Here is a 10,969-nt window from a genome sequence, read left to right on the forward strand (position 1 = left end):
ATAAGCCCGCCTGCGTATCGGCGAGTACTGGAGTGAGAGATCCTCTGGGAAATTCGATTCGCCGCCTCCACTCATATTCAATCTCCGAGCGAGTGGTCTCTGAAGACGGTTCGATTCCGTCGCTCGGGTTGTAAGCGGCCATCGCGGTGGGGTTCCTCCCGTACCCATCCCGAACACGGACGATAAGCCCACCTGCGTATTGGTGAGTACTGGAGTGAGAGATCCTCTGGGAAATTCGATTCGCCGCTTCTATTCATATCTCATCCAAACCACGTAGTCTTCGGTATTCGCCGTCTTTTGTGTACTTGTGTTCGAAGCGATTTCGATCCGTTGACGATGTTTTCGAGTTCAATCTGGTGGCGTGTCTGTCGGCTGGTGACGGAGTTGTGATTGGATTCTGAGACTGGTCACTGGTTCGGAGGGTTTGAGCCGGGTGGTTATTTCGATCCTGGCCGCCGTTACTACTGCGTGATGACTGTCGGTAGACGGCCTTCGGTGTATGAGTCGCTCGGAGAGGATGATGAAGACGCCAATTCCAGCGAGAGCCACCGCGTCGCTAATGCGACGGTGGCTCTCGCTCTATTGCTGCATCTCCAACGTTACGCTGGTACAGTCTCTCACGGTATTTCAACTACGGTGAGACTATCGACAACCGAGACGCTTTTAAATACAGCATCCAAGCGACGCTTTGCAATCGATGATGTGCGACGAAGAGCGTCTCTGACTTCTGACTACCGATCAGAAGCCTCCGCACCTTTGATGCTCGCAGAGACGGGATCCATAGCGCATCCATTCAGCGATCATTGTGTTTATAGTTGTCAATTTAGTTCGGACACCGATGAGATACCGGTAATTTGGCATTTATAAGCGTGGAACCAATATCTTCACGAAGATGCACTCGTGGACCCGACCGGTGGTTTCGAACGCCCGCTGTTCAACGGGTTGGGTGAGACGGTGATCCCGCTCGTAATTCCGAAGGATACTCTGGTCCCGCTTGCGGTAGAGGGCGAGTCAAACCTGCTGTTAATCATTGCACTGATCATCGCACTTGGCGTGAGCGCGCAGGTGCTCGCAGACCGGTACCGCGTCCCAAGTGTCCTCTTTCTCATTCTCGCAGGCGTCGCTGTCGGGCCGGAGGGCGCCGGACTCGTGAGCCGGGAGTCGTTCGGGCCTGCGCTGTCGACGATCGTTGGTTTGAGCGTAGCGATCATTGTGTTTGAGGGTGCGTTCCATCTCACGGTCGAGAAGCTTCGCGAGGCGCCCGCTGCTGCACTCCGACTAGTGACAGTGGGGGCACTGGTCGCGTTCCTTGGGACGACGGTGGCGGTTCACTTCCTGTTGGGTGTCGAGTGGGCGATAGCGGCATTGATCGGCTCGCTCCTCGTGGCGACGGGTCCGACAGTCGTTACACCCATCCTCTCGGTCGTGCCAGTCCATAACCGGGTGGCCGCGGCGCTGGAGATCGAGGGGATCGTCAACGACGTGACTGCGGCTATCCTCGCAGTCGTCATCTTCAAACTACTCGCGTCTCAGGAAGCCAATCCCTCGGATTACGTCAGCGAGTTCGCGATGCGTCTCGGCGTGGGCCTGCTCGTCGGCATCGTCGTCGCCGGTGTGCTCTGGTACCTGCTTACGCAGGTGCACCTCGCGACCGGTGAGACGCCCCAGAACGCGCGACTGATGACGCTCGCTGGCGCGATCGTCGCGTTCGGTATCGCCGACACCATCGCCTCTGAGGCGGGGGTCGCCGCCGTTGCAACCGCCGGTGTACTCCTTGGGAATACCGACCTCCCGTACAAGGAGACCATCGAGTCGTTCAAGGGCGACATCACGCTCGTCGTCCTTTCGTTTATCTTCATCGCGCTCGCCGCGCTCATCGATTTCGAGACGCTGTTGACTCTCGGCCTCAAGGGGCTAGCGGTCGTGGTGATCATCGCGCTGGTCGTTCGCCCGCTACTCGTCTTCCTGTCGACGAGGGGTGAGCGGTTCACGCGCAACGAGAAATTGTTCATGAGCTTCGTCGGTCCGCGGGGGATCATTCCCGCGAGCGTGGCGACGCTGTTTGCCATCCAACTCCAGACGACGGAACCGCCGTCAAACCCGGAGGGAGCGAGCGTCCTCGTGGGCACGGTGTTTCTCGTCATCCTCGTGACGGTCGTGTTCGAGGGTGGCTTCGCCAGACAGATCGCGGAACGATTACGTGTAATACCAATGCGAATACTCATTGTCGGAGGCGGGCAGGTGGGCCGCGCGCTCGCCGAGCGCCTCGAAGAACGCGAAGAGAACGTTATCGTACTGGAAGATGATGAATCGATAGCCGAGCAAGCGCGGGCCGACGGCTTCTCCGTCCGCGAGGGCGACGGTACCGATACCAAGGCCTTGCGGAACGCCGGCGCTGACAACGCGAAGACCGTGGCCGCTGTCACCGGTGATGACGACACAAATCTGCTCATCGCCCAGCTCGCCAAGTCGAAGTTCGACGTCGAGACGGTCATCGCCCGAGTCAATGATCCCGACAATGCTGACGCGTTCGAAGAACTCGGCGTCAAGACGGTATCATCCACAATGGCAACCGCGTGGGGAATCGACAACATGATCGAGCGGCCGGCGCTGTCGAACTGGATGACGGAACTGGGCCGAAGCGGTGACGTCCAAGAGATCGAGGTAACCGCGGAGAAACTCGTCGGCCGGACCATTGCCGACATCGACGCCGAGATTCCAAACGAGGTGCTGATCGCGCTCGTCGACCGCGGTGGTGAGAGCACGGTTCCCCGTGGTGATTTCGAACTCGAATACGGCGACCGCATCACCATCCTCGGACAAACTGAAGCCGTCGACGAGGCTATTGACAGAGTTCATCCACACGTGTGAGTGGGAACCGGTGGTCCGAGATACGAACGAATCAGCTGTCCACTTCGCCGCGTAGCAGAGCGATAGTGCAGACGTAATTCAGCATCGGTGTGGTCCGAAGCGTCGAGACCCTACCAGCAAAACCCCTACTGGCGGTGACTAGCAACTGTAACTTGTTCTCCAACTCTCAATACTATTGAGCTGTGTTCAATGAATCGATACTAGTGGAGATAACCACCTATCTGATCGGTCTTAGTGGAATTACGTCCGAATTTGAGGGGGAACGATTATATGGCCGGACCGTGAGATGATGTGTGGGATGATAGTATGAGACGAGCTGGCATAGATATCGGCGGAACGTTCACGGACGTCATTCTCTTCGACGAAGAGACGGGAGACGTCGAAATCGAGAAGACGCCCTCGACGCCGGCTAATCCCGCTGACGGAGTCATCAACGGACTGACCAAGTCGGATACCGAGATCGGCGACTTGGAGTTCTTCTCGCACGGATCGACCGTCGGGACGAACGCGCTTATCGAGCGCGAACTGCCGCGAATTGGCCTGATTACGACCGAGGGTTTTCGTGACGTACACGAAATCCGCGACGGGACGAAAGAGGATCTTTGGGATGCGTACGAGGATGTTGCCGATCCCTACGTACAGAGGCGGGATCGACTCGAGGTAGCCGAGCGTATCGATTATGCGGGAAACGTCGTCGAACCGCTAGACGAGGAGGCTGTCCGAGAGGTCGTTCGGATCTTCGAAAAGCGCGGTATCGATACGATCGCTGTCTCATTGATCAATGCGTACGTTAATGGAGAGCACGAACAACGGGTCGAGGAAATCGTCGCGGCGGAGTATCCTGATGCGTTCGTTTGTACATCCCACGAGATTTTGCCGGAGATGTTCGAGCACGAACGGACCAGCACGACGGTCATCAACGCAGCGCTGGTGCCGGTTGTCCGCGACTATCTGACCGATCTCGAAGCTAAACTCGATGAGCGTGGATACGATGGCGATGTCCTCGCCATGCATTCGGGTGGCGGCGTGATGACGACTGAGGCAATCGCTTACTACGCGGCTCGTATCGCGAACTCGGGCCCGACAGCGGGTGCGATCGCCAGCCAGTATATTGCCGATCAGTGTGGCTTCGAGAACGCGATCGGGTTCGATATGGGCGGTACCAGCGCTGACGTTTCGCTTACGCACCAGGGCGACATTGAGATGACCGACGAGTGGGCCGTCGAGTACGGGTATCCGATCATGTTCCCGTCGACGGATATCGAAACGATCGGTGCTGGCGGCGGCTCGGTCGCCTGGATCGACGATGGCGGCTCGCTTCGCGTCGGGCCGAACAGTCAGGGTGCCGATCCGGGTCCGGCCTGTTATCTTCGGGGTGGAGATAAACCGACGACGACCGATGCGAACGTCGTCCTCGGCTGGGTCGATCCGGATCGGTTCCTCGGTGGCGACATGGACGCAACCGCCGAACCCGCCCGGGAAGTTATTCAGCGCGACATCGCCGATCCGCTCGGACTCGAGCTCACGGAGGCTGCGTCGGCGATTGAACAGATCGCAGTCGCGAACATGTGTAACGCCGTTCGACTGGTTTCGACGAGTAAGGGATTCGATCCGCGCGATTTCGCGCTCGTCGCGTTCGGCGGTGCGGGACCGTTACACGCGGCACACGTCGCTCGGGAGATGAACATTCCACAGGTCATTATCCCGCCCTATCCAGGAATCAATTCGGCGCTCGGCTGTCTGCTGGTCGACGTCGAACACGACCTCTCGCAGACGTTTATCGCCGACGCCGCGGCGGATATCGTCGACGATATCGAGACCGCGTTCGCGGACATGGAGGCCGAAATCCGCGAGCGACTCGACGAGGAGGGAATCGACGAGAGCGAGATGCGGATGGATCACGAGATCAAGATGCGGTATACCGGCCAGTGGCGCTCGCTCGAGGTCGGCTGCTCGCGCCCGCTCGAGAGCATGGAGACGATTCGGGAACGATTCCACCGCCAGCACGAACAGACGTACGCCTACTCCGATACGGACCAACCGGTCGAAGTCTACGGATTGCACGTGACCGGTCGCGGCGTCGTCGAAAAACCCTCGTTCCCCGAAATCGACTCGGGGAAGGCCGAAGCAGCTCGGCGGACGACGCGGGAGGCGTACTTCGAGGCTGCAGGCGAGTTCATCGACACGGCTGTGTACGAGCGTGCCGAACTAGGGGCGGGGGCGACGCTCGAGGGACCTGCGATCGTCGAGCAAATGGACTCGACGGTGGTCGTCCCGCCGAACGCGACGGCCGAGGTCGACGAGACGGGTACCATTATCCTCACGGTGTAATCATGACTGAAACGCAACCACAGACGGACATCGATCTCGATCCGGTTACGTTCGAGGTGCTTCGCAGTTCCTTTACGAACCTCGTCGACCGGATGGCACAGCAGATCCGACGGACGTGCTACTCGTTCGTCATTTACAACCGCGACTTCAGCAACTGTCTGAACGACGCCGAGGGGAACACGGTGATGCAGGGGTCGAAAGATATCGCCGTTCACGTCGGCACCCTCCACTACACCTGCAAGGAGACCCTCGAATACTTCGAGGGCGACATCAATCCTGGCGATGTTTACATCGTCAACGACCCCTACCTCGGTGGGACACATATCAACGACGTTCGGATCATGCGGCCAGTCTTCCACGAGGGGGAACTCATTGCCGTCACGCAGTCCAACGGCCACTGGGCCGACGTGGGCGGCCCGGCTCCCGGCTCGTTCAACATCGAGGCGAACGACCACTTCGCGGAGGGAATGCGCATCCCGCCGCTGAAAATCTGGGACGCCGGCGAGTTCCGCGACGACGTCGCCAACCTTCTGACCACCAACATGCGCCTCTCGGAGGACCGCATGGGCGACCTTCGCGCTCAGACCGAGGCGACGCGGATCGCCGAAGAACGCTTACTCGAACTCGTCGAGAAGTACGGCGTCGACACGGTTATGACCGCCTTCGACGAGTCGAAAGACTACGTCGAGCGCATCATGCGCGAGCAACTCAGCGACCTGCCCGACGGCACCTGGCACACTCAGGACTACATCGATGCCGACCCGAACAAAGAAGAGGGGTTCGTCACCATCGACGTCGAGATGACTATCGACGGCGACGAGGTCCACTACGACCTCTCCGGCTCCGACGAGTTCGTCGGCAACTTTCTGAACTCGACGTTCGGGACCTCCTTTTCGGCGGTCGTCTCCGGGACGAAGATGTTCTTCCCCGACGTGCCGCTGAACTCGGGGCTTTACCGCGTCGTCAGCGCCGACCTGCCGGAGGGAACCGTCGTCAACGCGCCCGAACCCGTTCCCGTGACGGGCTCGGTCGCCGGCGCGTACGAGAAGGTGATGAACGCCATTTTCGAACTCTGGTCGGAGGTGCTGCCCGAGCGGGCGATGGCCTGTGCGTTCAACCTCGAGTACCTGCTCGCAGGCGGGCAGGACCAGCGACCCGGACGCGACGGCCAGGAGTTCGCCTGGTACGACTGGATGGCCGGCGGCTGGGGCGGCCGCGACGGCAAGGACGGCTCGAACGCGACCGCGCCCGTCTTCGGTGCCGGACTCGCCGTCCAGTCGCTCGAGGGCCAGGAGCGGGACACGCCGCTCGTGACCAGCGAGCACTCGATCGTCACCGACTCCGCGGGCCCCGGCGAGTTCCGCGGCGGCTGCGGACTCCGCAAGGGCGGCCGGATGCTCGCCTGTGAGAACAGCGTCATGTCGTACTGTTCGGACCGCGCCCGGTCGATCACCTGGGGGATCAACGGCGGGCTTCCGGGCGTTCCCCACGGCGTCACCCTTACTCGAGACGGCGAGTCCGAGGACATGGGGACCGTGTTCTCGAACGTCCCGATCGACGAGGGCGACGAGTTCGTCCGTCCGTCCTCCGGCGGCGGCGGATTCGGCGACCCGCTGGAACGCGATCCCGCGGCGGTTCTCGAGGATGTCAAAGACGACTACGTGTCCGTCGAACGCGCCGAGCGGGATTACGGCGTCGTCATCGAGGAAATCGATCCGGACGTCTGTGCGTACGAGATCGATCCCGAAGCGACCGACGAGCAGCGCGCGTTCATCCGCGCCAATCGCGAGGACTGGCTCCGGGAGGACCCCGACGCGATCACCGAGCGCTACCACGAGGGTGAACTCGACAAACTGGATCTCATTCGCCGCTACGGCGTGATCCTCGACTGGTCGTCCGGCGAGTTACTCGAGCGGACGACGGCGGAGTTCCGCGAACTGCTCCGAGAGCGGGCGGCGAGTGAGTGGACGCCAGTCGAGTAACGTCGCGTACGTATCCACGGCGCGTCGGAGCGCCATTTCTCGGTTTGGCGTGCGATTTACCGATCACCAGCATCACCTGCAGGTGAGCGTCTTACCGCCCCCAGCGCTCGTTTCTGAGCATCTTGCCCCCGACTCCGAGTAGCCCGACGGCAACCGTCACGATCGGCGTATCGCATCGATTCACGCCTCCGTCGGGCGAGTAGCCGAGTACTCCCCAGTAGAACTCGTCGTACTCGAATCCGCCGGGCGGTTCGGTGCCGCTGTATCCGACATCGGTACACGAAGACAGCGGCAATTCCGGAACGAGAGCTCTGACGACAAAGTCGGTCAGTTCGGATACGGCTATGACCGTTCCTACTGTCTCGTATTCTGCCGTGTTGAATGGCTGCTAATCGGTGATTAGAGTCGCACACAGAGCTGTTCGATAGTAGTGATGACTGAATGTAGATAATTTTACGAAACTATCGATACCAACCCAGCGCTCGCACGGCATCACCGAGTGAGCGCTTCGTTGTTGAGTACGAGATTTCAGCTATCCAGTGCTGAGAGTAACCTTTGCCCGGATACGCACGTTGTGTCCGTCCGTGAGCGGTCTCGATCCACCCTGTAAGAGCAGCTGTTCGACATCACGGGCCTAGAACTCGAACTTCGTATGCCAGTTGTGGAAGGCTTTGTCAGCAGCCACGGACAGCAGGGCTTCTACCAACTACCCCAAGTTATCGAAGAAGGATCGTTCCGTCGGTTGGCAGCAATAGCCTAACTGTGTGCTAGTCGCTGCGACTCACTCACATTCGTCTTCGTTGTCGAGATGTTTGGCCAGTTCGATGATTTCTACCTCCCAGTCGTGCGTTGATCCTCGCGTTCGAAACTCCCAGGCACCACGAACATCTACGTCTGCCTCAATGGCCTTCTCTACCACCTCAGCAAGTATGGCCTCGAATTCGTCGGCACTGGTAATCGAAACGTCACGGAGTTGATCGCGTGTCATGGTGAATGGGCCACGATCCTTGACCCGAAGATATGGAGACTAAGCCACGACCACATTCACACCACAAGGGTCACACTTCGCGCAGGGCGTTCGGTCCATCGTTCTCAAAGGACGCCACACCAATAGGTCTGCCGTTCTGCATGGTACACCAAGCAGGATGTGCACAGGTTGGTACACCAAGCCGCCTATATTTACCCGTCTCGAACCCCATTTTCTATCAAGGAATGGCAGTCATTGCGCATCTTCGGATTCCAGCCGACTCATTTGAACTCGGCCGGATCCTCGAATTGGAAGCCAGCGGGACGATCGAACTCGAAAACATGGTCCCGCTGGGCGAAAAAGCCGTTCCGTTCTTCTCGGTGAGCGACGAGGTCCGAGAATCGTTCGAAAAAAATGTCGAGAGTCACCCGTCAGTCGAACGTATAATCGAGGTGACGAGACACAACGGCGATCGATTGTATTCGTTAGACTGGAATGTAGCCCGTGACGTCTTTTTCCAAGGGGTCCTCGATCTAAGGGGCCAACTCCTGAGTGCGACCGGAACGCCCAATACGTGGGAGTTCGAGATTCGATTTCCCACCCACGAGGCCCTCAGTGAGTTTCAAGAGTACTGTTCGAATGCCCACATTTCCCTCGAAGTCGGACGCATCTACAATCCCGTCCGTCCAGGAACTGGAATGTGGTACGGGGTAACAAAAGCCCAGCGCGAAAAGCTGATGCGCGCTGTTCAGGGCGGGTACTATTCGATCCCACGGCGAATGTCCACGCAGGATTTAGCCGATGACCTCGGTATCTCTGATCAGGCTGTCACAGAGCGACTCCGCCGTGCGATCGAGACACTCACCGAAAACACGCTCATCGCAATGGAAGAGGAGCTCGAAGAAGAGTTCAAGCCGATCTAGGAATTCTGATCACCCCCACCCCATCTTGAACTGTATGTGGGCTACTGCATAGATTGCTACTCAATAACAACTTTGTTCACCATGCACCGAAGGGAAGCATTTGGGACGCTACTATCTGTCCGTGAGTGCCAGAATGGGGTTTGACCACATTGCAGAGGCGCTGGGGTCTCAAGCGCGGCGGTGTATACTTATTGAACTATTGGACCACAATCCAGTGAGCCAACCAGAGACCGTAGCGAAGAACGATGCACGAGAAACCGATGAATTAGAGGTACAGCTTATTCACACACATCTCCCAAAACTCGACAACATGGGATACATCGTGTGGGACAGTGACAACGGAACGGTTGTCAAAGGACCAAATTGGGAAGAGATTGAATCGGTGGTTCGGTTACTCAGCGATAACAGAGAAGAAATCCCTAGTGACACATTCTAACGCTCTCAAAGATGGTGGCGTACTCTGCTGAACGCTCCTTTTATATCTCGCACGTCATTTCTACCAAAAATCAGATAGATGGGGGTCGGTTCCGATCTCTACCCCTGGACTGCGTATTGTAATTGCCGGGTCGGGATGTGTGAGTCGTTCGATGACACTATTCGTTCGACTCTCTTCGTGAGACAACAACCGAGGTCACGCACTGCACTCGATCGACTCAGTCGTCTACGTCGGTCACCGGCTCCCACGTCCGCGGCGACCGGTTCAATCGCTCGCACCCCTCGTCGGTGACGACGACCAGATCCTCGATTCGGATACCGAACTCGTCATCGAGGTAGACGCCGGGTTCGATGCTGAAGACCATTCCCGGCTCGAGTTCGAGATCGTTGCCATCCGTGATGTAGGGTGGCTCGTGGACTTCGAGGCCGACGCCGTGGCCGGTACGGTGGATGAAGTGGTCGCCGTAGCCGCGCTCGTCGAGGACGGTCCGCGCGGCGTGATCAATCTCTTGAGCCTCGACTCCGGGCTCGACGGTACGAACCGCGGCTTTTTGGGCGGCCAAGACTGCAGCGTGGGCGTCTTCGAAGCCGGCGGGCGGGTCGCCGTCGAAGACCACGGTTCGGGTCTGGTCGCTGGGATAGCCGTCGACGACGGTACCGAAGTCGAGGACGACGGGGTCGCCGCGACGGATCGTCCGATCGGTGTGGCGGTGGTGGGGGCGAGCGCCGTTCGGTCCGGACCCGACGACGGTTTCGAAGGAGACGCCGCTGCCGCCGGCCGCCGATAGTCGACGCTCGATCTCCGCGGCGAGTTCAGTTTCGGTGAGGCCAATTGCGTCGGCACCGAGGCTGCGAATGGCGGTGCTGACGTTGTCGGCGACGGTCGCCGCGGCGCGGAGGTGGTCGAGTTCACGGTCGTCCTTTCGGATTCGAAGGTCGTCGAGGAGGTGACTCGCCAGACCGAAGGTGGCTTCGGGGAACGTCTCCCGGAGGTCCTGCGTGAAGCGGGCCCACATGCGGTCGTCGACCAGCAGGCGGCCGGATTCGATCCCGAGGTCGTCGCCGAGTCGGGCGAGGAGGGCGGTCGGGTCGTCGCCGTCATCCCAGGTGCGGATGTCCGAAATGGGCGTTTCGGCTGCGAGTTGCGTGTCGTACATCGTGGGGGCGAGAAAGACCGCGTCGTCGGCGGTGACGAACAGGAAGAGGTGGCGTTCCATCGGTTCCTCGTGGAAGCCGCTGAGATACGCGAGGTTCGTGCTCGGAAAGAGGACGAGTGCGTCAGCGGCGGTATCTCGAATCCGATCGCGCGCCCGTTCGAGTCGCTGGTCGATCTGGGCCTCGGCGGTCGATGCCGGAGGTGTGTCGGTATCGTTGCTCATTTTCGGTTCGAGTTCAGTTTCGGTCGCCGCGCCCTGAGTTGTGTGGGTTTTTCGTTTGTGTTCATCGGTTAGGCTAGTCAG

The 10,969-nt window shown here is 59.3% G+C and carries 7 protein-coding genes, 1 rRNA gene and 1 pseudogene; 5 read left to right on the plus strand and 4 right to left on the minus strand.

The features are described 5' to 3' along the window. Positions 1–130: 130 nt before the first annotated feature. The 4 genes from rrf (at position 131) to SM755_RS20820 (ending at position 7,184) form a co-directional block, all read left to right on the plus strand. A 5S ribosomal RNA gene (gene rrf, locus SM755_RS20805) occupies positions 131–252 on the plus strand. 648 nt (positions 253–900) lie between these two features. Further along, a complete protein-coding gene (locus SM755_RS20810; RefSeq protein ID WP_323174357.1) occupies positions 901–2,871 on the plus strand; it encodes a cation:proton antiporter in 1,971 nt (656 codons plus the stop codon). Between the two features lie 306 nt (positions 2,872–3,177). After that, positions 3,178–5,202, plus strand: coding sequence for a hydantoinase/oxoprolinase family protein (locus SM755_RS20815; protein WP_323174358.1), 2,025 nt, complete (start codon positions 3,178–3,180; stop codon positions 5,200–5,202). 2 nt (positions 5,203–5,204) lie between these two features. After that, on the plus strand, positions 5,205–7,184 hold the full coding sequence (locus SM755_RS20820; protein WP_323174359.1) for a hydantoinase B/oxoprolinase family protein: 1,980 nt from the start codon (positions 5,205–5,207) through the stop codon (positions 7,182–7,184). A gap of 91 nt (positions 7,185–7,275) precedes the next feature. Here SM755_RS20820 and SM755_RS20825 read toward each other — a convergent pair whose 3' ends face one another. The 3 genes and pseudogenes from SM755_RS20825 to SM755_RS20835 all read right to left on the minus strand — a co-directional run bounded on the left by SM755_RS20825 (position 7,276) and on the right by SM755_RS20835 (position 8,172). After that, a complete protein-coding gene (locus SM755_RS20825) occupies positions 7,276–7,530 on the minus strand; it encodes a hypothetical protein (RefSeq protein ID WP_323174637.1) in 255 nt (84 codons plus the stop codon). A 53-nt stretch (positions 7,531–7,583) separates the two neighbouring features. After that, positions 7,584–7,884: pseudogene (locus SM755_RS20830) on the minus strand (IS5/IS1182 family transposase); the annotation flags it as partial. 81 nt (positions 7,885–7,965) lie between these two features. Further along, on the minus strand, positions 7,966–8,172 hold the full coding sequence (locus SM755_RS20835; protein WP_323174360.1) for a hypothetical protein: 207 nt from the start codon (positions 8,170–8,172) through the stop codon (positions 7,966–7,968). A gap of 224 nt (positions 8,173–8,396) precedes the next feature. Between SM755_RS20835 and SM755_RS20840 the strand changes: the two genes are divergently transcribed. Next, positions 8,397–9,074 (plus strand): helix-turn-helix domain-containing protein, encoded by a 678-nt coding sequence (locus SM755_RS20840; protein ID WP_323174361.1) that lies wholly within the window; start codon positions 8,397–8,399, stop codon positions 9,072–9,074. A 653-nt stretch (positions 9,075–9,727) separates the two neighbouring features. Here the strand turns inward: SM755_RS20840 and SM755_RS20845 are convergent. After that, complete coding sequence (locus SM755_RS20845) at positions 9,728–10,888, minus strand: Xaa-Pro peptidase family protein (RefSeq protein ID WP_323174362.1); 1,161 nt, start codon at positions 10,886–10,888, stop codon at positions 9,728–9,730. Positions 10,889–10,969 lie beyond the last annotated feature (81 nt).

Origin of the sequence: Natrialba sp. PRR66 (assembly GCF_034808065.1) — an archaeon.
GTDB lineage: Archaea > Halobacteriota > Halobacteria > Halobacteriales > Natrialbaceae > Natrialba > Natrialba aegyptia.

Coding starts and splice junctions, on each gene's coding strand:
- SM755_RS20815 (WP_323174358.1), top strand. CDS start 3,178: ATGAGACGAGCTGGCATAGATATCGGCGGAACGTTCACGGACGTCATT.
- SM755_RS20820 (WP_323174359.1), top strand. CDS start 5,205: ATGACTGAAACGCAACCACAGACGGACATCGATCTCGATCCGGTTACG.
- SM755_RS20835 (WP_323174360.1), bottom strand. CDS start 8,172: ATGACACGCGATCAACTCCGTGACGTTTCGATTACCAGTGCCGACGAA.
- SM755_RS20840 (WP_323174361.1), top strand. CDS start 8,397: ATGGCAGTCATTGCGCATCTTCGGATTCCAGCCGACTCATTTGAACTC.
- SM755_RS20845 (WP_323174362.1), bottom strand. CDS start 10,888: ATGAGCAACGATACCGACACACCTCCGGCATCGACCGCCGAGGCCCAG.